Here is a 22,871-nt window from a genome sequence, read left to right on the forward strand (position 1 = left end):
CATTTAACAACATGAAATTCTTGTACCTTCTTCTTCCAATTTTTTTATCCGATAGTTTTGGTTCGGTAATTGTTTCAAAACGGCTTGTATGAAAGCATAATATTCATGGTTGTTATTCATCGAATAAAAAATCCATTGTCCTCGTCGCTCTTCTTCTACAAGCCCCAAATCTTTCAGCTTGCGTAAGTGCTGACTAATCGCCGGCTGACTAATTTGAAAGATTTCTACAAACTCACATACACAACAAGCATGCTCATCCATTAACTTCAACATGGTCAGACGGGTCTCGTCACCTAGCAGTTTTAAAATAATCGACGCTTTATCTATTTCAATTGTTGGTTGCAATATAACGTTCCTCCTTTTTAGCTGGGTTGGTATATAAGTATATAGTTATTTGCTTATGTAAGCAATGAAAAAGATAATTGTTAAGTTATGGGATGTACACGAAAAAACACACTGACATATTGAATGAACAGTGCGTTAAACAGTTTCAAGGTAAATATTCATATAACACCTATTTTTTAGTAAATCTTGCAAGAATCTTGGCTTCTATAGGGTCTCTTGAACGGATGCGTGCCTTGATTAAGTTTTTGTTTTTAATTTTAAAAGTCATCTGATCAATCGTTTTTTTATATTTCTTTGAGTTACCCGAAACCCTTGCCTCGATATCACTTAGTCTGAGAGTGGTCATTTTTACATCACCCTTATTTTTACTTTCCATATACCCACATCCCTATAAGAGACAGTATATGTATTTATTACTCTTATTATACCATATTGTTTGAAAAGCAAACAATTTATCAAGGAGTAAACTTTCTTACATCAGAAAAAACTCCTCTTCTCTACCAGAAGAAAGGACTAGCTTATTATATCACATTCTTTTCCTCTTCCTTCTCACGTTTTCATCTTATCCGGCAGCTGGTGAATGGAATCGCTATCGCTTAGATTTTTGTAGGCTTGAAACAAATGACCATATTTTTCTAGAATTTTGTCTAGATCGGCAGGTAGAAGTTGCTTTATGGTTTTCGTTAATATATATATTACTATGCCCAAGGAAATATGTTCTTAAACAGTTGACTTCCTTCATGTATAGTGATAATCTAATTCACATCAAGGACAACAAGAGTCTGTAATATCTATTTTAAGGATAAGGAGGATATGTATGAGGTATTCAAACGCGACAAACTACGCCCTGCACACAATCGTCCATTTAATGCTGCAGCCCAGGGAGAGCTTGGTGGGAGTGCAGGAATTGGCCGAAATGCAACGTCTTTCGCCAACGTACCTTTCTAAGATATTAACCAAGCTTACGAAAGCTGGTTTGATTCAGTCGACACCAGGTGCGAAGGGGGGCTATAAAATCTCCACAACAAAACATGAAATATCTTTTTTGGATGTTATTCATGCGATTGAAGGGGATACTAGTCTTTTCGAATGCACAATTCATCATGAAGGCTGCTTGATTGAAAGTACCATGAGGAAAGCAGAGAAAAATATGAAGAGTGAACTGGAATCCATGCTTTTAAACGACATTGCCGACGAAGCGAAAGCCAAACAGAAAAAAAGTTAAATTTATTTATAAAGGGGAATATCTATGCATCACTCACATGGCAAGCATAGCAAAGGAAAAATATCGTACTTGGAAAGTCCTGAACGAAGAAAAGAACTTTCACCAGAAGGGTTACTGAACATGATTCCTTTAAAAGAGACAGATAGCATCTTAGACTTTGGCGCTGGAACTGGGTATTTTACCATCCCAATCGCAAAGCGGACGACAGGTGATGTATACGCGCTGGATATCGATCCTGCTATGCTAGAAATAATTAAAGAAAAAGCCTTGAAGGAACAGCTTGCGAACATTGTCCCTTTAAAAGGAAGTACCAGGGAACTTTCGTCACTTGGCACTGTCGATGTGATCATCGCTTCTCTCGTAATGCATGAAATTCAGCCGCTCGGACCACTGTTGCAGCAATTGAGAAATGTACTGAAAAAAGATGGCTATTTCATATGTTTGGAACTGAAACCAAAAGGAGGTTCCGATTCAGGACCAAGAATTACCTTGGACGGAATGGAAAGAGAAATGAAAGAGGCAGGCTTCCAGATAACGGAGAAATACTTCCCATCGGAATCTCTATACATGCTGGTTGCGCAGAAAACGGATTAATCAATCAATTTTTTGCCTGATTAAGGATATTAAGTGTCTTTAATACTGTTAATTGGTTCTCCAGCATATGACAGAAAGTATTTTAAATTGCACAAGAGCAACGCACAAATTTTGCGTTGCTCTTATTTAACTTTCCGCACCCTTTAGCACAAAAAGCTGAAACAGCATGGATTAAAAGTTTATTTATAAATATCCCCGCGATTTCCAATGGCTTCGATATAAACGATTTGCTTTTGATGGTCGATATTAAAAAGTACACGAAAAGTCCCGATTCTTCATCGATACAAATCGGTTTACCCTATAGGTCTTTCAATATCTCCCTCAGCTGGTGGAAGTCCTTTTAATCCTATTTGCTATGCTATCATCTAAATCACTTATTGCTAATATTGCTCATCTTAACTCAGCCATTTAGCAATTTTTTCCTTTACTTCATCATGAGAATAAAATTCTACATTATTTAAGAACAGTTGATCAGCCCCCCTTAATTGACTATAACAGATTTTTAACCCTTGAATAAGCAGAACATAACTGTTACACTCGCCATAGAGATTAAACTATAACAACCTGAAAATGAATACAGAAATATACCGAATGAACTTTAGTCAAGATTGGAGATTTATATGATTACTCTTCACAATGTTACCAAACGATATGGCACGTTTAAAGCGATTCAGTCAATATCATTAAACATTAAGGCTGGTGAAATTCACGGTATTATTGGTGCAAGCGGTGCAGGAAAATCAACGCTGTTACGTATGATGAATTTACTTGAAAAGCCTGATGAAGGCGATGTCATTATTAATAATAAAAAACTCAACCATTTAAAAGGTAAAGAGATTCGTCATATACGTCAGTTCTTAGGCATGATTTTTCAAGGATATCATTTAGTTGGCAATAAAACGGTTTTTGATAATGTCGCTGTGGCATTAGAAATAGCTAAAATAACAAAGAAGGACCGAACAGAACGCGTTATGGAGAGCTTGCGTTTCGTCGGTCTAGAAACACATAAAGATCAATATCCTAGCCAACTTAGTGGTGGACAAAAACAGCGTGTCGCTATTGCACGCGCAATTGTTAATAATCCTAAAGTATTGTTATGTGACGAACCAACATCAGCACTTGATTCAAAAACGACAACAGAAATACTTGAGGTACTAAAACAAATTAATCAGCAATTTAACGTAACAATCGTTATTGTGAGCCATGAGTTGGAAGTCATTCGAAGCCTTGCTGAGCGAGTGACAGTTATGGCAGATGGTCAAATTTATGATGTAGTAGACATAGAGCCGACAGGTGTAAATAAAATTGAAAAAGGTGCAGCAGCATTTGTCGAACAGCTGAAGTCAGGGGGAGATACCAATCTTTCCTGATATATTAATTAAGTATCAATCTGAGATTTGGGTGGCGATTAGCGAATCATCTATTATGGTAGGATTTTCAGTAATAGCAGCATTGTTAGTTGGACTACCCATTGGAACATTTTTATTTTTATGTCGCAAAGGGCAATTGCTTGAGAACAGATTCGTTTTCTCATCATTAAATTTAATCGTGAACATTATTCGATCATTCCCATTTTTATTGCTCGTTATTTTTATGATTCCATTTACTCGTTTTGTTATGGGGACAGCAATTGGCACAGCTGCCGCAACACTTCCAATGATGGTGATCGCAATTGCGCACTACTCACGTCTTGTGGAGCAATCCCTTCTTGACGTACCAAAGGGGGTGATTCATGCAGCTGTTTCAATGGGAGCATCCGTCAAAGATATTATCTTTAAGTTTTTATATGTTGAAGCACGTTCTGCACTCGTTCTAAGTATGACAACATCTACAATTAGTTTTATTTCTTATTCAACGATTATGGGGGTTGTCGGTGGTGGCGGAATTGGAGACTTTGCCATTCGCTATGGTTATTTACAATATCGCACAGATTTAATGTTTTATATCATTATCATTATCGTAATATTTGTACAACTGATCCAATATGCAGGAATCACTTTAGCAAGAAAAATAGATAAACGATAGAAAGAAGGGAACAATCTATGAAAAAATCACTTTTCGTAATGATCGCCGCACTTGTAACTTTACTCGTTGCATGTGGTGATAACCAAGATAATAATACAAATGAAGAAAATAACGCACAAACATTAAGAGTTGCAGCTGTAGAGTCACCGATGACAGATGTTGTAGAAATTGCAAAAAAACTTCTCGCTGAAGATGGTATTGAGCTAGAAGTTGTGGAGATGGGCGATTATATTCAACCAAACGAAGCATTAAAAAATAAAGAGATTGATGCAAACTTTTCACAGCACATACCATTTATGCAACAATTTAATGAAAACGCAGATGGTAACTTAGTTGACGTTCAACCGATTTATTTTGCTAACTTCGGTCTTTATGCAGATGGATATGAAAGTATTGATGAATTACCAGATGACGTAACAATTGGTATTGCCAATGATCCATCTAATGTTGATCGCTCTTTACGCTTATTGGATTCACATGGTTTAATTGAGTTAAGTGAGATTGACGGAGAGCAATATGGATTAGAAGATATCATAGATGACTCACACAACTACGGTTTTGAGCAAGCAGAAATTGCTTCGTTATCACGTTTATACGAAGATGTAGATGGTGTCATTATGAATCCAACGCATGCGAGTCATTTAGATTTAACACCGGCTGATGATGCGCTTATCACTGAAAAAGAAGATAATAAATTTGCTATTACATTAGTAGCCCGCGAAGATAACGTAGATTCAGAGTTAATTCAAAAATTATCTGAAGCAATGACAAGTGAAGAAGTACGAGAGTTCTTGGAGGAACGTGAAGGAGAATCAGCAGTTCCGGCATTTTAAAACAGAAAATCCCTACTCTTCCTATCTTTTGAAGGGTACTTGGAAAGCAGGTACACCCTTCCGTTAACTAAATTAGAACATACATGATATTTTTTATCACTCGAATGAATTTCATAATTACCAAAGTCAGCTTTTCCATCACCATATGTAGTTGGGAACGAACCAACTCAACTACATATGGTGATGGCGAAGCATTAAATACTATTATGAAATTCATTAAATTTAGATAAATTAACTTTTTTGTATCCAAAATATTGACGTAGATCCACTTCTTTATTTGACCACATGGGGAATTCGAATATTAGGAATTGGATATGAAATAATATAACGTGCAGCCAAGACGGCGCATCAAGCTATTGCAGCTTGCTAAAAAGTCTAAAAAACCTTATTCCTTCATTTGTCGGAATAAGGTTTTTTTGTTATGCAAGAATAAACTGGAATGATCATCTATTATTTCATCTTATCCGGCAGCTGGTGAATGGAATCGATGAGCAGGTTGAGTTTCCCTTCGATCCGGTAGAGTAAATAAAAAGTCACCGCAATCGGGAAGCCAACTTCCGCGACAAACGAATACCAAGCATCCATCTCTCATCCCTCCTTCTTGAAAGTGATTGATTCATTTTCTTTAATATAGCGCAAGACCCCAATCGTCCAGATGAACAATTGGGGCCCCGCTAATCTCTAGATTTTAATAAATCTCGATTTCTTCTGTTATCTGTTCAACGACACGAGCGCCTCGTTTCGCAACTAATTCACCGCCACTGGAATTGAACGCGTTCTGGGCAATAACCGTATCCATTGCCTCGTTTACCGCTTCATGGTCGATTGGCTCAACCGGGTCATCCAGTGTATACGTGACGACTTTTCCTTCTTGGTTTTCAAATTGCATTTGTAACCTTTTCATGGTCCCCCTCCTCTCTGTAGTTGATTGGTTCGCTTGGATCTAGGCTGCGTGTTCGAGCTTAGCCTTCGCGAATCTCGGAGTTGTCACGACGGTTGATCTGCGTGAGCGGGTGCTGCTGCAACCCTTCGAACGCAATCGCGATTTCATATAACTGATCCGCCGTTGCGCTCGTTTTCACGTTGTTAAAGCTCTTATTCTTGTACGTGGAGTTACCCGATTCCGGGTCAACCCCTGTCAGAAAAACGAGTTGCAGTGTCGACTGTGTTAAGTCTTGTGTTGCCATGTGCCTCACCTCCCTTTCAACTCTATAATCGAAGGGGGGTGGGGATTGGGGGTGTGAGGGTGAGAAACTTTTTTGGAAATAGTTTATTCTGTGGGTGGAAAAAATAATCATTCCAGCCAATATCGTTCAGATAGAAGGGAATAACAATGAATAAAGAGGAAGAGAAGGAAATTCCAGTATTGAAATCAATGTTGAGAGGTTTCTCAAATAAAATAAGCGATAGTTCCATTATCAGATCCACCGCTCCGGTATTCAAGATTTCAATCCCATCGGATCCTCACCAATATTGTGATATGCACGAAGAAAATATACTGTAAATGGGTCTTAAAGTCTTGGAGTGACTTGAGTAAATGTAAATAATTATGTATATTTCGACTTGAGGGTATGATACCTTCCATCCCTTTATAGAAGGGATGGCATAGAAGTATGGAGCAGGTTTTGCTTCTGATTACGTCTGTAGCCAATTTGATAATAGCAAGCACTAATCTGATTGTCATAGTATTAGACAGACACAAAAGACGTAAAAAGAAAAAGAACTCTAAACGATCGCAACGTTAGAGTTCTAAACACCACGGAGGGGAGTAAAATCTCCTCCTACCCATAATTCTATGTTAATCATACCCTCTTTATTCAAAAAAATCAACATAAAGGATGAAAATTATGGTTACGATTGCATTAATCATTTCACTTGTAGCTCTTATGGTGTCTGTAATCAATTTAGTAATTGTATCTAAAAATCGAAAGTAACAATGGATGTATAATGAAAAGTACATTAAACTGATTAGCAAAACACATCAAATTACTGCCAAGGTATGACCACGTTAAAAAATGATTTTCACATAAATAACGGCATATACAAGAAAACTCCCAGCACAATCATGGTAACAAGCAGCACAATACTTTTCCAGCGTTTTCTTTTCCAGAACAAGAGGGAAACGATGATACTCTGCACAAATATGAGCGTCGCACCGATGACAACCATCCATAAAGAGCCAATTGCATTTCCTAACATATTGACAACAATCCCAACAGGCATCAACGCAACAGCGATGATGGCTGCAGGGCTATTTTTTATTCGCTCTACAATCCTTTTCCGTTCTGATTCGGGATATTGATCGTATTCCATAAGCGCAAACCACCCAGTAAGTATAATGATCGCACCTAGCACCGTAAATGCTCCCATGTGAAAAACCTCCCTTACCTACCATTTTAACCAACTCTCCATTGAATGAAACGTTAGACACTCAGGAAGTAGTGGGACATTGGGGTCAGAGCAAGTGTCCCAGTTTAATGGTGGACTTCAGCATCTCCTCCGATTCACATCAAAAAAAGACCTTTCCACACCCCTTACAGCTAATTATTGCTGTTTCAAAGTATGGACAGGCCTTTCCTTTAAAAAATTATTCAATCAACCGAAACAATCATCCCCTGCATTTTAAAACACAGCATGCTCCTCTTCCCTCACATCAGTAACAAACATATGCCCCGGTGCATGTGTAATGACCAGTTCCGGCTTACTCGCCATTACCGCTGCTTGCGGAGTGACCCCGCACCCCCAGAATACAGGAACTTCTCCCTCGTGAATCGTAACAGCGTCACCGAAATCCGGCTTGTTAATGTCTGTGACTCCAATTTGTTCGGGGTCACCAATATGGACAGGTGCACCATGAACAGAAGGGAATCTGGAAGTAATTTGCACCGCTCGTATCGCCTCTTCCGGCTTCATTGGCCGCATGCTGACGACCATCGGACCTTGAAAGATACCGGCAAACTCGCAAGGAATATTTGTTTTATACATCGAAACATTGCGGTCTTCCTCGATATAGCGAATCGGAATTCCATTTTCCAGCAACGGTTTCTCAAACGTGAAGCTGCAGCCTATTAAGAAAGATACGAAATCATCTTGCCAGTAAGCGGTGATGTCCGTTACTTCTTCCGTTAGCTCCCCATTTTTGTAAATGCGGTATTTCGGAAGATCTGTACGTAAATCTGCAGTTGGTGCTGATTTTTTCGGTACTGGAGATCCAGCATCTGTCACCTCGATTAATGGACATGACTTTGGGTTGCGCATACAGAACAACAGGAAATCATAGGCATACTTTTTCGGTAAAATAACGAGGTTTGCCTGCGTGTAACCTGGGACTTGGCCTGTCGTCGGCTGAGCCCATGTGCCTGTTCTAATTTTTTGTCTTACGTTTTCCGCTGCTTCCATTCTCTAATCAGCTCCTTCTAGTAACATGAATATCACGCATGTTGTAACTTCGCATGCAGTCTTCCTCCTAGCTATGATGAGACATTTCTTAAAAAGGTTAGATTATCTCACCATAGCACACATTAATCCATATAAAATTTAGTTCAAAAAAAGGCCTGTCCGTTCCCCTTCAACTCTAGATATGGTTGATAATGGTGCTGACAGGCCTTCTTGATGTTTATTTTATTTAAATATTTTGTGTAGAAATGAGTCCGAGTATGTGGGACAGTTGCTCTGACCCCTATGTCCCAGTCCTAAAAAGTGGGACATTCACTCTGACCCCAGTGTCCCGCTATTTCCGAAAGTGGGCGGTGATTGCATCGGCGATTCGGCGGGAGGCTTCTCCATCACCATACGGGTTCGAGGCTTTGGCCATTTTCTCATGTGCATCCTCATCGGATAACAATTCATTCGCCAGCTGGAAGATGTTTTCTTCTTCTGTTCCTGCTAACTTCAACGTACCTGCGTCGATTCCTTCTGGGCGTTCTGTTGTGTCACGTAATACGAGAACTGGCACGCCGAGGGACGGTGCTTCTTCCTGTACCCCGCCTGAGTCGGTTAAGATTAAGTATGAACGAGCTGCGAAGTTATGGAAATCGACAACATCAAGTGGCTCGATTAATTGAATGCGGTCGTCATTTCCTAAAATCTCATTAGCCGTTTCTTGAACAACTGGGTTCAAGTGTACTGGGTAGACAACATGGATATCATCATGCGTCTCCACTAGACGTTTGATCGCGCGGAACATTTGGTGCATATTCTCACCTAAGTTTTCCCGGCGGTGTGCAGTCATGAGCACGAGGCGACGGTCACCAATCTCATCCAAGATCGGGTGAGAATAATTTTCGTCAACCGTTGTTTTCAGTGCGTCAATCGCAGTATTTCCTGTAACGGAAATCGCATCTTTTGGTTTATTTTCATTAAGTAGGTTCTGCTTTGATTTCTCTGTCGGTGAGAAATGCAAATCAGCCATGACACCTGTTAACTGACGGTTCATCTCTTCCGGGTACGGGGAGTATTTATCCCATGTACGGAGACCCGCTTCCACGTGGCCGACTGCAATCTGGTTATAGAAAGCAGCAAGACCGGCTACGAATGTTGTGCTCGTGTCACCATGGACAAGCACGATATCCGGCTGTGTTTTTTTCATTACTTCATCTAATCCTTCTAACGCACGGGTCGTAATTTGTGCGAGGGATTGCTGTTTCTTCATAATGTTTAGGTCGAAATCCGGTGTGATTCCGAAGATTTCAAGCACTTGGTCCAGCATTTCCCGGTGCTGAGCGGTTACGGTTACAATCGCTTCAAATTCTTCTGGACGTTTTTTTAGTTCTAGCACGAGGGGCGCCATCTTGATTGCTTCCGGCCTCGTACCGAAAATCGTCATTACTCGTATTGGTTTCGTCATTCTATGTCACTCCAATTATTCTATTTATCAACTTGTTATTTTGTAAATCATGTCTAACAAATCAATCATACCCCAAACATCATAGGTAACTCAACATTTTCGAGAAATATTCCAATGCAAGCTTGCATGAATTACGAAAAAATCATCCATAATAATAGAGAAAATTGATTTTTACACTATGACGGAAAGCAGATTCGCGTTAAACTAGAAGAAGATTGTCAAAAGGGGTCTAAACATTGAGCAGAAAAAAGAAAATTATCATTACAGTACTTGTAATTGTCGGCCTCGCATTTACCGCTATGATCGGTTATGCGGCTTATTTATATAATGAAGCAAATAATCTCGTCTCCGATGCACATGAGGAGATCGGGCGGGAGAATGAAAAATCTGCCCTCCGAACAGGAGAAGTCGATCCAGTTGATGACCATGTATCGATTCTGTTCATCGGGGTTGATAGCGGTGAAGAGATTGAGAATGACAGGAGCCGGTCAGATGCGCTCTTGCTTGCGACGTTCAATAAAGATTCAAACACCGTGAAACTCCTCAGCATTCCGCGGGATTCTTATGTCCATATCCCGGAAGTCGGCTATTACACTAAAATCAACCATGCCCACGCATTTGGCGGTGCCCGGGCGACGGTGGAAACGGTAGAAGACTTTTTAAATGTACCGGTTGATTATTATGTCCGGGTAAATTTTAATGCGTTTGTCGATCTTGTCGACGCGATTGACGGGATTTGGTATAACGTACCGTATGAAATCTCCGAGCCGAACTCTGGGAATAAACGGGATTCCATCCGTCTCTATCCAGGCTATCAGCATCTAGATGGGGAAGAGACATTGGCACTCGCCCGAACTCGGAAATATGACAGTGATATCCAGCGCGGAGAAAGACAGCAGAAAATTCTCAAGGCAATTGCCGATGAAGTGTTATCCACCTCTTCCCTATTGAAGCTGGATGACGTCATGACAGCGGTTGGAAGAAATATGAGTACAAATCTCAGAATGCCGGAGATTCGCGGATTTTTCTCCTATGCGTTAGATGGCAATATTCAGATTGACACACTGAATCTGGATGGAATTGGCGATTACATGGCAGACGGCGGCTGGTATTTCCAAGTCGACGAAGAAAGCAGACGAGAAATCCAAGAGACAATGCGAAGACATCTAGATCTCGAGCCATTTGTCGAAGAAATGTACCGACCCCCAAATTAAGACAATTTCATTACATATTTTCTATGAAACTAAGAAATTTGTATTGTGATTGTAACCTTTTATAGGTTTATTTCGTCTATAATAGAGAGTGGTTCATTGAAAGAAGTGGACCTATTACCAAAAATTAAGATTGCAATGTTCCGAGAATGAACTTATAATAATGAGGATAACCATTAAAAGGAGTAATAACCATGGGGAAACGAGTAGTTAGAAGAAAAAGAAAAAAAGTTAGACGCTTACGGGTGTTTCTTTTCATCGTTTTGCTGTTGTTCCTAGGAGTTGTTGGTTTCGGTGGATATTTAGCAGTACAAACGATGCAAGCTGCTAGTGAATCCTATGATGACCTTGGGAGAGAGAAATCCGAACTGCGGGAAGAAGCAGTCTCGATTAGTAATGATCCCGTTTCCGTATTATTAATGGGTATTGAGGATTATCAGTCGGATGGAGATTTAGGCAGGACCGATACCTTAATGGTCGCAACCTTTAATCCGAATGATGAGAAATTGAAGCTCGTCAGTATTCCGCGCGACACGATGGTAGAAATCGCTGGCCGCGGCTATGAAGATAAAATCAACCACGCCCATGCATTTGGCGGGAAGACGATGACGATTGATACAGTAGAGAACTTCCTAGGTATCCCGATTGATTACTATGCAACAGTAAACTTTGACGCGTTTAAAAATATAATAGATATTCTTGGTGGAATCACGGTTGATGTACCGTTTGATTTCCAGCAAAACAGTGATGACCGGAAAGCAGAGAAACTTCAATTCTATGAAGGTGAAATGCGACTGGACGGCAGATATGCGCTTGCTTATGCGCGTATGCGATATGAAGACCCGCGTGGTGATATCGGCAGAAATGAGCGCCAGCAAGAAGTAATCTCAGCAATTATCGATAAAGCTGTATCTGTTGGCACGATTACGAAAGTTGATGATCTCGTTCAAGAGATTGGTAGAAACGTCGAAACAAATCTTAAAGTTTCAGAGGGACTCGGCTTTGCAAAACAATATGCCGGCTTCAATACGAACAAGATTGAAAAGCTGAATGTCGAGACATATCCAACGATGATTAATGGCGTCAGTTACCAAATTGCAGACGAAGAATCTTTATATGCGGTTCAGATGGAGTTGAAGGAACATTTGGAGATTGCGACGAATGAATATGAGCAGCCGTATGAACAGCAAGAAGAACAAGAACAAGATTCTTATAATAATAGCTATGAGCAAGTTTCCGGTTATGAATAAAATGTGAAAAGAGAGCCAGATGATTATTTTCATCTGACTCTCTTTTTTTAATTGATAATATTTGAAAGGTTGCGCTGCACACCTGGTGCGACACTTGCTGGTCCACCAATGATGGTTACTTTTTCGATCTTATGATCTTTTAAAACTTCACGCACTTGCCACGGCACTCCTCTATTTACGAGCAGGACACCGGTTTTATTTTTCGCAGCTAAAGCCGCACTTGAAAGAGCATCAGGGAAATCCGTTCCGGTTGCAATATAATACTCATCCGTATCTAGGTTAAAATGTCTCGCTACCGCTGCAGTTGTTGCATAGCGGTTATCTCCGTTGATTCGTGTTGGTTTTGGCAGCTTGTTTAAAACGTCATTCGATATCGCTCCTTTACCACCAACGACAATTGTTTCAGAGTAGTTTGCGAGTGTTTGCTCCGTCTCTTCTGGCAAGCGTTCCGGTTGTGTCAGCAGAATCGGCATGCCGAGTTGTCCAGCATAGCCCGCAACAGACAACGCATCTGGGAAGTTATAGCCGTTTACGATAACTGCTTTATTCCCGCCGATTTCTTTTGCGATTGCGGTTGCTGTTCCAATTCGTGTCGTGCCGCTAATTCGTTTGACAATGACACCAAGCTTCTTCAGCTCGCTTTCGACTGTTTTATCCAGCGCACCTTCCCCGCCGAGAACGTAAACCGTTTTGGCATTCAGGCGGCTAATTTCGTTCTTCGTCACTTCTGTTAATTTATTCGATTGGCTTAAAAGTAATGGTGCGTCATGTTTTGCAGCGAGTGGAACGCCTGCTAGTGCATCGGCATATTGATCGCCACGAGCGAGGACAACATTGTTCGAACGATCCCAGCCCGACTGGCTTACTTTCACGGCAGTTTTGTATCTGCTGCCACCGGAAATTCTAGTAACATCTAGTTCTTCGTATTTCTGGACAACAAGCTGAGTGAATTCGTACCAGCTGTATCCCCATTTTTCGAAGTATTGATGCGGGTCAGGCGAGTTTGTTCCGCCGAGATGTTTGGACACAGCCCAGTGTGACCAAAGTGATCCTTTGCCACTTAACTCAGCACTCGTAACACCTAAGTTATAGTTTTTTAAAAGGGTTGCGATGTAGTAAGCATAGTTGTTGATCGACTTGGCAAAGTCATCAAAATTACGTAAGTTGGTTAATTCCACATGGATGAATCGCTGGTTTCCATAACGTCCAGCACCCCATGCCCCGTAATCTGGCGGATGGATTTCAATAATCCGATTATGATCGACAAAAGCATGGACGAATGCGTTATGATAATTCCGTTCCATGTAGGCAATTTCGTTTTCAATCTTGTCGTTATTCGGATTTCCCGTATCATGGGCAACAACACCCTCTGGTCTTCCTACACCGTAACGGTAAGGAAAACGGGGAAATTGTTGCTTATGCTGATATTCGATTTCGGCATGTTCCATGTTTGCTATGTACTTGTTGACATCAGGATAATTGCTTTGCAGCTTACCCTTCGCTCCCTCTGGATCATAATCTTCATCAACCGTCCCGTGCGGCTCTTCGAATTCCCCGTCACGCCAGCCTTCCGGGATATATTGTAGTTCTTCTTCAGGGAGTTCACTGATGTCTTCTCCGTAGATGATGGTGCCTTGCTTGATGCCGTGTACGTTGTATACGTCCCCACGTGGCTCATCTTCCGCTTTTTCTTCCAGTCCTGTTTCTGCTTGGACAGCCAGGGGCGCAGGTAGTAACAACGCGAGTATGAGCGTATAAACAGTGAGCAAATTTAGCTTCTTCATGGTTCCCTCCTATTATTTTCTTTAAAATTTCTACCAAACGAAATATAGTTATTAGTGCCTACTAACTGTCTAAAAGTGCGATGTTTTACTTTGATAGAATGGCAGTTTAAGTCTATCATACCAGAATAATAGCGAAATTTGTTAGTTTTTCTGGATTTTTTTGGCGGGACAGCGGGGTCAGAGCTTTTGTCCCAGTCGGGTGCGTGCTCGGACCTTGTATCGTGTATATTTTTTTAACTTATTACGTGCTGATTTATTTCTATTGGACTGTTATGTATGTATTGTTGTTGAATTTGTCTGATTGAAGGGCCCTATTAGACAATTTTGCATGAGATCCGGTTGAGGTTGTCTCATGGAAGCACTTTATTAGACAGCTTGGCATGATTTTCGATTAAGTTTGTCCAATAGAAGCACTCTATTGGACAGTATTTCAATGAATCGCTGTTAATAGGGCTTAGAGAGTGCTTCTCTGTTACCTTTCCCGGAAGATATCCCTGCTGTAGATCGTTGACAAGGCTGGTCAGTGCCCGATCCCGCTGAATTTCAGCGCTTTAGGTAACTGACTGCTCCTAGCAGTGCCCACCTCAGCTAATTCACAGCACTACAAGGTACTGACAAGTGGGACAAGCCTCCGATCCTCTGTCAGCCCCAACCCAAAAAAATCTTCTCCAGCTTTTAAAAAGCCGGAGAAGATTTAGAATTTAGTCAATCAAGCGTTTAAATTCATCAAAGATTTCGTCGCTTACTGCGGCTTGTCCACCAACGATGGTAAGGATGTCGAAGTCTTTTGCTGTGATGAATTCTTCCATGTAATCATGGACGTATTTTCCTACTAGAATTACTCCGGTGTCGTCTTTTGCTGCGATTGCTGCTGCGGCAAGGGCGTCAGGGAACTCCATTCCAGTAGTTACATAGTATTCTTTTGTATCTAAGTCAAAGTGCTTCGCGATTTCAACTGATGTAGCAAATCGGTCCGCACCGGATACGCGGTTCGCTTTCGGTACTTGACGCAATACGCTGTCATGGATTGCGGTCTTCCCACCAATGACAAGTGTTTCGGATGCTTTCAAGTCATATAGTGCAGTTTGCGTAGCTTGTGGAAGTCGCCCGTCCTGGGTTAAGAGGATTGGCATTCCTTCTTCAGCCGCGTATGCTGCAATGGAAACAGCGTCAGGGAAGTTATAGCCGTTCACAAGCACTACTTCGTCCACTGGCTCACCATCTGTCACGATTGTTGCAATTTCTGCAGCGGTTGCGTCACGGGAATCACCGGATACGCGGACTACTTCAATTCCTTGTGCTTTCAGTTCACTTTCGACTGTTTCATTGATTGCTCCGACACCACCAAGGACGTAAACCGTAGAGGCACCGAGGCGCTCGATTTCTTCTTTCGTTACAGGTGTATAGCGATCCGTTTGTGTTAAGAGTAACGGTGCATCAAATTTATGTGCAAGTGGTACACCGGCAAGGGCGTCTGCAAAGTCATCACCGCGAGCGAGAACGACTGTATCTGCGGAATCCCAGCCATCTTTACTTAATGCCACTGCAGTCTTATAACGGGAATCGCCATAGAGACGGGAGACCGCTTCATCGTCTGCAGATGTTGCACGGTAAATCTTCACCTGTTCTACTGTTTCATTTCCTGCAAGGTCGACCGCTTTTACTTCAAACGTATTCTGACCTGGTTCTAAGGAAACTTCAACGTTTTCTGTCTCATCAATTGCTACCATGTCATAGCCAGATTCTTCATAAAATGCAATCTCACTGCCATCAAGATAGAGGCGGAGATTCTCTGCGTTATCCGTTACATTGATATCCATTTCCACAGAAGCAACATCATGTTTCACATGACCTGGTGCCGCAACATCAATAACGGCAGGTGCTGTGTCAACATAGAATGATCTACTGTTGGATAAGGAAGCTTCATTACCGAATTCATCCTTCGCGTACACTTCAAGCTTATTCACACCATCTTCAAATTCTTGAACAGTGTCGAAGCTGTATACGCCTTGGGATTCTTTCGTTAATTCGACATCCTCACCAGAAATCGTAAATTCCACTATCTCTGATTTATCTTCTACTGTACCGGTAATCTGAACTTCATTTGTATTGAATGCTTCAAACGTTTCTGGAGTTTCCACATAGATATTCGGGATATCTCCGTCCGTGCCATTTGAAACATCAACTGTTGTTTCGTTACCAGCATAGTCCACCGCTACAAAGGTTACACGGTTGTCTTCTGATAACTCATCGAATGTGTACTGATTCGCATCAGCTGCCACAATGTCAACTAGTTCGCCATCGACCATCACTTCGATATGTGAGACACCTGATAATTCATCAGCTACATGCAGTGTCGCAACCTTATCTTTCAGTGTTGCCATTAAGGTTGGAGCAGCCGTATCGACTTTCACAGGAACACGTACGGTTTGTGCATCTTTACCTTCATAATCAATCGTTGCAGCGATCTCAATGAAGTATTCACCATCCGCGACTGCTTTGTCTTTCACCGTTCCATCCCAAGCCGCTTGCGGATTCAGGTAGAAGGTTGGTCCACTTCCTCCATCATAATAGTTCTTTGTTACGTTCTTATCTGTAAGTAATTTCCGCAGTTCCTTCCCATTGCTGTCAAGCACACGGTACTCCACAGATTTTGCGTTACGCAGGAAGGATAAAACTGGGATAATCTCATCGCGTGCTTGATCATCATTTGGTGAGATTGCCAGATTCTCTACAGAACCTTCTTCCGTTGTCGGATCAATTCCTAAATAATCATATAATCCGTCACCTGCATCATAAACAAATCCAGCTTGCTCATAGAAGGAATCTGCTCCATCGTAAATGAACTCATCCAGGATTGGTGCTTCATTCCAGTCCCCGTTAAATCCAACGAATGGAACGGATAGCTCTGGATATGCTTCGTTTGCAAATGTTACGAAACCTTCAACGAAATAACCGTTAGGGAAAATCTCGTTCGGGTCTACATGGTCAACAGCGCCATCATCTGTCACTGTTAATGCTTTTGCATTGCTTAGATCTACATCGACATTCACTAGAACACTACCATTCGCAGGGATTTTTACGGAAGTGTTTCCATTGTCGATTGCCACATCGGCATCTACAATTTCAGCTGCCTCAAGTCCGTCAAGTGCACCTGTATGGTAGGCATTTCCAAGCACACCGAAGATCTGGAGATCCGTTTGCAAGTTCGCACTCACGTCATAAGAAACAGGCTCATTGCTTGTGTTTCTTGCTACGAGTGTAAAGCTAAACGCATTATCGACTTCCTGTAGTGCAACTTTCGCTTCCCCAGTACTCTGTTCAGTTACGACAACCGGTGTGCTCGCTGCTGCGTGGAGCTGCATGATTCCAGCACCTTGTCTTCTCGGTGAGTAAGGTGTTTCACCGTCTCCGTAGTCTGCATTGAATTCACCTTTGTCGCTTACTGGTTTAGCGGTGTTCATTAAAATATTTTTCGCCATTTGAACGCGGTCTGCACCTTCTAAGTCAAACTGATTGTCCACACGCTCTAAGATCAGTGCGGAACCACCAGCGACATGTGGTGCGGCCATGGATGTACCGCTCATGGAGCCGTACGCATCATTTTCAAGTGTTGATAAGATATTTCCGCCTGGAGCGGTGATTTCTGGCTTAAAGTCTAAGTTTGGTGTCACACCCCAAGATGTGAAGTTAGACATGGAATCTGCCAGTTCATTCACTACCGTTGTTGTTTCCTCATTAAAGGAAATTGTTACGGTCTCGCCAGCATCAAGTGCTGCTTTTAGCTCGTCACCATCGGTTTTCGCCATGAACAGCTGCGGAATTGTAATCCCTGGTTCTGACGCCATGCTTACCCATCCATCTGAATGGTTATAAACAATTACACCTTCTGCACCTGCATCCATCGCATTGTATGCAGTATCCGTAAATGTATTTCCACGTACGGCGAATGCAAATTTACCTGTTAAATCTTTTCCTGCAAAGCCTTCTTCATCTCCAATTCCGACCTCTTCAATTTCAAATGTGCCGTCGAGTTCATTCGGATGAACGGAGCTTGCAGATAGGAATGGTGCTGCTCCTTCTGTGTCACCATAACTGAAGTTCAGCGCATCCATATCCATATGACTGTTTTCCAATGATGCAACCTGCAATGATTCATACGTTAAGCCAGGTGCACCGACTACTCCGATGTCAGGATTGGATGCATACGGGTTAAAGAACCCATTTCCAAGATGTGCGGAGTTACCAGCAGAGATGGAGAAAAGAATTCCATTTTCTACTGCATTACGGATTGCTTCCTGTTCCGCATTTTCCGGATCAACAAAAGACGCAACCGAACCAAGACTCATGTTCACAACATCGGCACCTAAAATAAGTGCGTCATCAATCGCTTTAATGTAAATGTCACCCCAAGTGGAGCCCATATTCGGGTCATTTCCGAATACTTTCATCGCTAGAAGCTGGGCTTCCGGTGCAACACCTTTGATTCCGCCATTTTCTTCGTCACCATTCGCTAAAACAGTACCGGAGACGTGCATTCCGTGCATGGATGCCCCGTCACCCTTGTCCTGGATGACATCATTTTCATCCATATAGTTATGACCATATGGAACTTTCTCATTGAAATATTTACCAGGTAAATCATGACCTGAAATATAATCATTCACCTGGGATTTGGATAATGCTGGCTCTGTATCGTCTGAAAGGATAAAGTCACGATGATTCGGGTCTGCTCCGGAGTCGATTACTCCAACAATCATCCCTTCCCCGTCATAATCGTACTCATCCCATGTCTTTTGTGCTTCGACAATTTCTTTACTGTACTTCATATCCGGTTCAACTTCCGGACGTTCGTATTCCGTACTGATTGTTACACTTTTGACACCAGCTATTTTCTCAATTTTTTCGATATCTTTGAATGTAACAACCCCACTGAATCCGTTGAATGCGGTTGCAAAGGATTGTTTGTAAGCTATGTCCAGCTTCTCACTATTCAAGGCTTGTTTTACTTTATCTTGTGTTGCTAGATTCTTAGCTTGCAAGTCTAGCTTCTCCGCCTCTGATAAATCGCTGAACTTCTTCCCCTTCGCAGTTGCTGCTTTGATCGCAGGATCCCCTTCAACTTCTACAATGACACGTACTTCATCATCTGGATTGAACTGCTCTTCCAGTTCTTCTTTACTGATTTGGTCTCTGCGTTCCAGTTCTTTTGTGACTTCTTTCGTGGTGATGGTTGATGGTGTAGCTGCTACAAATGTGAGATTTGAAAAGACTAATAGAAATGCTGCAAATAGAGTAAGACTTTTCTTCAACTTCCTCAACTAGAAACCTCCCCTTTTTAACATCATTTTCAGAACAAATATAGAGGCATCTATCCTCCTTTCAACAAATAGATTAAAATCTAATGACAAAGATTTACATATTATTATATTTGTTCTGAAATTATTAGTCAATTGATATTAAGGGAATTATCTGAAGTTACTTCAAATGTCTCAACTTTTTCGGATGTTTCGGCAAGATCACGTGCAGTCATATAAATTTTGATGGTATATTCACCTGGATCAAGTGATGGCAGTTCGACATCAAATGTCTGCTCGTCACCGGCAGCTAATTCAATTTCCTCTACCGCTTGCATGAAGGCCTTACCTTCTGAATAGGTCGAAATTACACCAGTTTCATCACTTATTTCATATTCATACTTTTGGCTCGTCGAAAAACGTAATGTTGTTGCAGTGTCTCCATCGTTTTGTACGGTGTAGGTCATTTGATCACCTTCTGCGTTTAGTGCAAAGTTAAGCTCGGTGTCCACATTTTCATCTCCTTCGTTTTCTTCCTCTGTTCCATTTTCTTCCTGTTCCTCTTGTCCGTTATTGTCTTCAGGTTGCTCCTCTTGCCCTTCATCGTTTTCTCCCTGGCAAGCTGTAAGAATCAGTGCTGCCAACAGAATAAGGATCCCTATTAATTTCTTCATTATCATCACCTCAGCTGATTGAATTAAAAACCGGACCATAACTAGCTTCCTCGCAGACTATCTGCAGTCAAGTCCGTCATGCTCCGGTTTATTTTTTTAGTTTAATAAATCAAGTAATTCTTTTCTTATATCTTCGCTTACAGCGCCTTTCCCTCCGAAAATGGTTAAATTCTCAACATCATTTTCCGTAATAAATTTCGTGACGCTTGCTGGAATCCGGTCATGTACTAAGAGGATTCCTGTATTGTTCTTCGCTGCAAGTGTCGCACCTGCTAATGAATCGGCAAAGTTTCTTCCCGTTGCAATATACATATTTTCAACATCCGGGTTGAAATGCTGAGCAAGTAACGTGTTGGTAACATAGCGGTCGCTTCCACTGATGCGATTTGCTTGTGGCAGCTTGTTCTTCACGCCATTTGTTACAACACTTGCACCACCGACAACGATTGTTTCCTCTACTTTCAGTTCGTTCAGTGCTTTCGTCGTTGCAGCTGGGATTCTATCCTTCTGCGTGACGAGGATTGGAATGCCATTTTTCGCTGCGTATGGTGCTACGGATAGTGCATCCGGGAAATCGTAGCCATTTACGACAAATGCCTGGTCTGATCCGCTCGGCTTCACTTCTTTCGCAATAAGAAGTGCTGTATCTGTCCGGCTGGATCCGCTAATTCTTCTTACATTTAAACCTTCATCTTGTAAAGTGGATTGGATGCCATTGCTGATTGCGCCCGTTCCGCCGATAATGACGACATTTTTAGCCTTTAATCGTTTAATCTCACGCAATGTCTTGTCATACAGTTTGCTTGAACCGGTTAAGAGAATCGGTGCATCTTCTTTAAAAGCAAGCGGGACGGATGTGAGTGCATCGGCAAAGTCATCGCCTCTTGCTAAAACAACGGTATCCGCACGATCCCAGCCTTCCTTGCTAATCTCAATTGCTGTGTCATAGCGTAAGTAGCCACTGATTCGTTGCACGGATTTGTCTTTCTCTGCTAACGTCTTCTCCATCGCAGCTGCTGCGTTGAGCAAGCCATATCCGTACCCATTATTCGGGTGACTTGTGAATTCATCGTCCGTCAGTGGTGTTGCAGATGAACGGATAATGGTCTGAATTTCTTGCACAGACAAGTTCGAATGCGCCTGCTTCATGAGTGCCACGACTCCAGATACTGCTGGGCTTGCCATCGAAGTACCCGGCTTTGTTCCATACCTTCCATTTGGGATAGAAGAATAAATGTTTACTCCTGGTGCGACAACATCGGGCTTGGTTTCCCCATAGGGAGACGGACCGAGTAATGAGAATGGTGCTAATTCATTTTCTTGGTCAACCGCACCGACAGCGATTGATTCCGGGTAGTTGGCTGGTGCTTCAACGGAGCCTGGTGTCTGATTATAATCATTTCCAGTTGAGAAAACAGGGACAATTCCTGCTGCCACCCAAGCTTTCACGATATCACGGTAGAATTCTTCGTAACCGCCACCGCCGCCCCAAGAGTTATTCACGATATCCGGAGCAAGATCTGGTCGTTCCACGCCATTTGCATCAGTCGGATTGAGTACCCATTCGGCTGCTTCCAGCAGATCACTGTCATAAGCGTACCCACTACTGTCAAAAGCACGGACCGCAATCCATTCTGCACCTGGTGCAACACCAATACCTTGCTCGCCATTCTTGCCGACGAGCGTGCCCGTTACATGTGTTCCGTGATCAACGACATCGACCGGTTCACTGGAATCACCGGTAATATCATACCAGCTGTAAGCATGATTCACTTCACCAGTTGTTGCATTATAGCCCCGGTAGTTCTGTTTGATTGCCGGATGCGTCCAATCCGCTCCAGAATCAATCGTTGCTATTACTATTCCTGTACCATCATATCCTTGTTCCCAAACATCTGGTGCCTTCACTCGGTCAACGTTCCATACTACGCTTGTTGGGAGTGCTGCTTTTTCTGCATTCGTTGTGTTATGTAAGTATTTTTGTTTATTTGGTACGACTTTTTCTACTTCGTCCAGATTATTGATTTTCTCTGCAACTTCTTTTGTTGCCGTAACTGCTACCGTGTTCGCAACATAATACGGTTTAATATCTGCCGCGTTTCCTTGTTCCGCTTCTGCCTCAAGCAGTTGCATCACTTCTTCTTGTGACGTTTCCGCCGCTCGTTGCAATTCTGTTACGACAGCTTCCCGCTGCAATTCTTTTACGTTTGCGTCAGATAGTGTCGCACCTGCTTTTGCAGCAGCTGCCCTCGCAATCTTCTCCACCTCTGGCTTCTCGGTAAACGTGATGATGAAAGAGGTCTGCTCTTCCTCTTCAAATTCACTGAGAAGTTCGGATGAAAGCTTTCCCTTATTCCCCGCGGGTTCTGTCTTATCTGCTGCAAAGGCTGCTCCTGGCAAGATGCTTTGCAAAAAGACGAGAACAACCGCTAATACAGACAACAATTTAATCGTTTTATTCTGCATGCTTCATTCTCCTTACTTTTAGACTATGTAACTCGTATAGATACCATTTTAACACTTCATAGTTACCAGTTCTATGGAAATTAGATATTCATGAAAAATACTCTATGAAGTTAGCATATCGACTTCATAGAGTATTTTTTAACGCATGAATGAATTTCATAATTACCAAAGTCAGCTTCACCATCACCATATGTAGTTGGGAACGAACCAACTCAACTACATATGGTGATGGCGAAGCATTAAATACGTATTATGAAATTCATTAGCATGTTTCGTAATTTAAAATAAAGATACGGTGGCTAACTATATTTACTGCTATTA

The 22,871-nt window shown here is 41.9% G+C and carries 21 protein-coding genes; 9 read left to right on the forward strand and 12 right to left on the reverse strand.

The genetic code is table 11. The features are described from left to right. Positions 1-3: 3 nt before the first annotated feature. Both L3V42_RS03350 and L3V42_RS03355 read right to left on the reverse strand, forming a co-directional pair. A complete protein-coding gene (locus tag L3V42_RS03350) occupies positions 4-348 on the reverse strand; it encodes an ArsR/SmtB family transcription factor (RefSeq protein WP_238471450.1) in 345 nt (114 codons plus the stop codon). Between the two features lie 166 nt (positions 349-514). Continuing rightward, positions 515-721 (reverse strand): hypothetical protein, encoded by a 207-nt coding sequence (locus L3V42_RS03355; RefSeq protein WP_238471320.1) that lies wholly within the window; start codon positions 719-721, stop codon positions 515-517. Positions 722-1,162: 441 nt separating this feature from the next. Here L3V42_RS03355 and L3V42_RS03360 point away from each other — a divergent pair, with 441 nt between their 5' ends. From L3V42_RS03360 to L3V42_RS18250, 6 genes are all read left to right on the forward strand, one after another. Continuing rightward, complete coding sequence (locus L3V42_RS03360; RefSeq protein ID WP_235761785.1) at positions 1,163-1,570, forward strand: RrF2 family transcriptional regulator; 408 nt, start codon at positions 1,163-1,165, stop codon at positions 1,568-1,570. 24 nt (positions 1,571-1,594) lie between these two features. Then, positions 1,595-2,164, forward strand: a complete 570-nt coding sequence (locus L3V42_RS03365; RefSeq protein WP_235761786.1) for a class I SAM-dependent methyltransferase — start codon at positions 1,595-1,597, stop codon at positions 2,162-2,164. A gap of 620 nt (positions 2,165-2,784) precedes the next feature. Next, positions 2,785-3,534 (forward strand): methionine ABC transporter ATP-binding protein, encoded by a 750-nt coding sequence (locus L3V42_RS03370; RefSeq protein WP_235761787.1) that lies wholly within the window; start codon positions 2,785-2,787, stop codon positions 3,532-3,534. Between the two features lie 55 nt (positions 3,535-3,589). Continuing rightward, the gene (locus L3V42_RS03375) at positions 3,590-4,189 is read left to right on the forward strand and encodes a methionine ABC transporter permease (RefSeq protein ID WP_238471321.1); all 600 of its coding nucleotides are present in this window, start codon (positions 3,590-3,592) and stop codon (positions 4,187-4,189) included. 17 nt (positions 4,190-4,206) lie between these two features. Next, complete coding sequence (locus tag L3V42_RS03380) at positions 4,207-5,022, forward strand: MetQ/NlpA family ABC transporter substrate-binding protein (protein ID WP_238471322.1); 816 nt, start codon at positions 4,207-4,209, stop codon at positions 5,020-5,022. 104 nt (positions 5,023-5,126) lie between these two features. After that, on the forward strand, positions 5,127-5,252 hold the full coding sequence (locus L3V42_RS18250) for a hypothetical protein (RefSeq protein ID WP_255783380.1): 126 nt from the start codon (positions 5,127-5,129) through the stop codon (positions 5,250-5,252). Between the two features lie 220 nt (positions 5,253-5,472). Here L3V42_RS18250 and L3V42_RS03385 read toward each other — a convergent pair whose 3' ends face one another. The 3 genes from L3V42_RS03385 to L3V42_RS03395 all read right to left on the reverse strand — a co-directional run bounded on the left by L3V42_RS03385 (position 5,473) and on the right by L3V42_RS03395 (position 6,209). After that, positions 5,473-5,607, reverse strand: a complete 135-nt coding sequence (locus L3V42_RS03385; RefSeq protein WP_188858022.1) for a YvrJ family protein — start codon at positions 5,605-5,607, stop codon at positions 5,473-5,475. Positions 5,608-5,710: 103 nt separating this feature from the next. After that, positions 5,711-5,926 carry a DUF2922 domain-containing protein gene (locus L3V42_RS03390; protein WP_188858020.1) on the reverse strand — a complete coding sequence of 72 codons (216 nt, stop codon included), beginning with the start codon at positions 5,924-5,926 and terminating at the stop codon, positions 5,711-5,713. 58 nt (positions 5,927-5,984) lie between these two features. Next, complete coding sequence (locus L3V42_RS03395) at positions 5,985-6,209, reverse strand: DUF1659 domain-containing protein (protein ID WP_235761790.1); 225 nt, start codon at positions 6,207-6,209, stop codon at positions 5,985-5,987. A gap of 146 nt (positions 6,210-6,355) precedes the next feature. Here L3V42_RS03395 and L3V42_RS03400 point away from each other — a divergent pair, with 146 nt between their 5' ends. Then, a complete protein-coding gene (locus tag L3V42_RS03400) occupies positions 6,356-6,526 on the forward strand; it encodes a hypothetical protein (RefSeq protein WP_238471323.1) in 171 nt (56 codons plus the stop codon). A 518-nt stretch (positions 6,527-7,044) separates the two neighbouring features. On the opposite strand, the gene L3V42_RS03405 is transcribed toward L3V42_RS03400, so the two are convergent. The 3 genes from L3V42_RS03405 to wecB form a co-directional block, all read right to left on the reverse strand. Next, positions 7,045-7,392, reverse strand: a complete 348-nt coding sequence (locus tag L3V42_RS03405; protein ID WP_238471324.1) for a hypothetical protein — start codon at positions 7,390-7,392, stop codon at positions 7,045-7,047. Positions 7,393-7,644: 252 nt separating this feature from the next. After that, positions 7,645-8,421 carry a putative hydro-lyase gene (locus tag L3V42_RS03410; RefSeq protein ID WP_238471325.1) on the reverse strand — a complete coding sequence of 259 codons (777 nt, stop codon included), beginning with the start codon at positions 8,419-8,421 and terminating at the stop codon, positions 7,645-7,647. 331 nt (positions 8,422-8,752) lie between these two features. Then, positions 8,753-9,868: a non-hydrolyzing UDP-N-acetylglucosamine 2-epimerase gene (gene wecB, locus L3V42_RS03415; RefSeq protein WP_238471326.1), complete on the reverse strand. Its 1,116-nt coding sequence runs from the start codon at positions 9,866-9,868 to the stop codon at positions 8,753-8,755. Positions 9,869-10,104: 236 nt separating this feature from the next. Here wecB and L3V42_RS03420 point away from each other — a divergent pair, with 236 nt between their 5' ends. Continuing rightward, complete coding sequence (locus L3V42_RS03420) at positions 10,105-11,082, forward strand: LCP family protein (RefSeq protein WP_238471327.1); 978 nt, start codon at positions 10,105-10,107, stop codon at positions 11,080-11,082. A gap of 191 nt (positions 11,083-11,273) precedes the next feature. Continuing rightward, a complete protein-coding gene (locus tag L3V42_RS03425) occupies positions 11,274-12,329 on the forward strand; it encodes an LCP family protein (protein WP_235761804.1) in 1,056 nt (351 codons plus the stop codon). 47 nt (positions 12,330-12,376) lie between these two features. Here L3V42_RS03425 and L3V42_RS03430 read toward each other — a convergent pair whose 3' ends face one another. The 4 genes from L3V42_RS03430 to L3V42_RS03445 all read right to left on the reverse strand — a co-directional run bounded on the left by L3V42_RS03430 (position 12,377) and on the right by L3V42_RS03445 (position 22,550). Further along, positions 12,377-14,113 carry a cell wall-binding repeat-containing protein gene (locus L3V42_RS03430; RefSeq protein ID WP_238471328.1) on the reverse strand — a complete coding sequence of 579 codons (1,737 nt, stop codon included), beginning with the start codon at positions 14,111-14,113 and terminating at the stop codon, positions 12,377-12,379. A 701-nt stretch (positions 14,114-14,814) separates the two neighbouring features. After that, positions 14,815-19,434: a cell wall-binding repeat-containing protein gene (locus L3V42_RS03435; protein ID WP_238471329.1), complete on the reverse strand. Its 4,620-nt coding sequence runs from the start codon at positions 19,432-19,434 to the stop codon at positions 14,815-14,817. A 128-nt stretch (positions 19,435-19,562) separates the two neighbouring features. Further along, complete coding sequence (locus tag L3V42_RS03440; RefSeq protein WP_238471330.1) at positions 19,563-20,123, reverse strand: BsuPI-related putative proteinase inhibitor; 561 nt, start codon at positions 20,121-20,123, stop codon at positions 19,563-19,565. Positions 20,124-20,180: 57 nt separating this feature from the next. Continuing rightward, the gene (locus L3V42_RS03445; RefSeq protein ID WP_238471331.1) at positions 20,181-22,550 is read right to left on the reverse strand and encodes a S8 family serine peptidase; all 2,370 of its coding nucleotides are present in this window, start codon (positions 22,548-22,550) and stop codon (positions 20,181-20,183) included. Between the last annotated feature and the right edge of the window lie 321 nt (positions 22,551-22,871).

The organism is Oceanobacillus alkalisoli (assembly GCF_022213125.1).
GTDB classification, from domain to species: Bacteria; Bacillota; Bacilli; order Bacillales; family Amphibacillaceae; genus Oceanobacillus; species Oceanobacillus alkalisoli.

Excerpts from the sequence above, each read along its gene's own strand:
- L3V42_RS03440 (WP_238471330.1), bottom strand. The coding sequence starts at position 20,123 with ATGGTCCGGTTTTTAATTCAATCAGCTGAGGTGATGATAATGAAGAAA.
- L3V42_RS03425 (WP_235761804.1), top strand. The coding sequence starts at position 11,274 with ATGGGGAAACGAGTAGTTAGAAGAAAAAGAAAAAAAGTTAGACGCTTA.
- L3V42_RS03410 (WP_238471325.1), bottom strand. The coding sequence starts at position 8,421 with ATGGAAGCAGCGGAAAACGTAAGACAAAAAATTAGAACAGGCACATGG.
- L3V42_RS03365 (WP_235761786.1), top strand. The coding sequence starts at position 1,595 with ATGCATCACTCACATGGCAAGCATAGCAAAGGAAAAATATCGTACTTG.
- L3V42_RS18250 (WP_255783380.1), top strand. The coding sequence starts at position 5,127 with ATGAATTTCATAATTACCAAAGTCAGCTTTTCCATCACCATATGTAGT.
- wecB (WP_238471326.1), bottom strand. The coding sequence starts at position 9,868 with ATGACGAAACCAATACGAGTAATGACGATTTTCGGTACGAGGCCGGAA.
- L3V42_RS03395 (WP_235761790.1), bottom strand. The coding sequence starts at position 6,209 with ATGGCAACACAAGACTTAACACAGTCGACACTGCAACTCGTTTTTCTG.
- L3V42_RS03400 (WP_238471323.1), top strand. The coding sequence starts at position 6,356 with ATGAATAAAGAGGAAGAGAAGGAAATTCCAGTATTGAAATCAATGTTG.
- L3V42_RS03355 (WP_238471320.1), bottom strand. The coding sequence starts at position 721 with ATGGAAAGTAAAAATAAGGGTGATGTAAAAATGACCACTCTCAGACTA.
- L3V42_RS03445 (WP_238471331.1), bottom strand. The coding sequence starts at position 22,550 with ATGCAGAATAAAACGATTAAATTGTTGTCTGTATTAGCGGTTGTTCTC.
- L3V42_RS03405 (WP_238471324.1), bottom strand. The coding sequence starts at position 7,392 with ATGGGAGCATTTACGGTGCTAGGTGCGATCATTATACTTACTGGGTGG.
- L3V42_RS03380 (WP_238471322.1), top strand. The coding sequence starts at position 4,207 with ATGAAAAAATCACTTTTCGTAATGATCGCCGCACTTGTAACTTTACTC.
- L3V42_RS03375 (WP_238471321.1), top strand. The coding sequence starts at position 3,590 with ATGGTAGGATTTTCAGTAATAGCAGCATTGTTAGTTGGACTACCCATT.
- L3V42_RS03360 (WP_235761785.1), top strand. The coding sequence starts at position 1,163 with ATGAGGTATTCAAACGCGACAAACTACGCCCTGCACACAATCGTCCAT.
- L3V42_RS03390 (WP_188858020.1), bottom strand. The coding sequence starts at position 5,926 with ATGAAAAGGTTACAAATGCAATTTGAAAACCAAGAAGGAAAAGTCGTC.
- L3V42_RS03430 (WP_238471328.1), bottom strand. The coding sequence starts at position 14,113 with ATGAAGAAGCTAAATTTGCTCACTGTTTATACGCTCATACTCGCGTTG.
- L3V42_RS03385 (WP_188858022.1), bottom strand. The coding sequence starts at position 5,607 with ATGGATGCTTGGTATTCGTTTGTCGCGGAAGTTGGCTTCCCGATTGCG.
- L3V42_RS03370 (WP_235761787.1), top strand. The coding sequence starts at position 2,785 with ATGATTACTCTTCACAATGTTACCAAACGATATGGCACGTTTAAAGCG.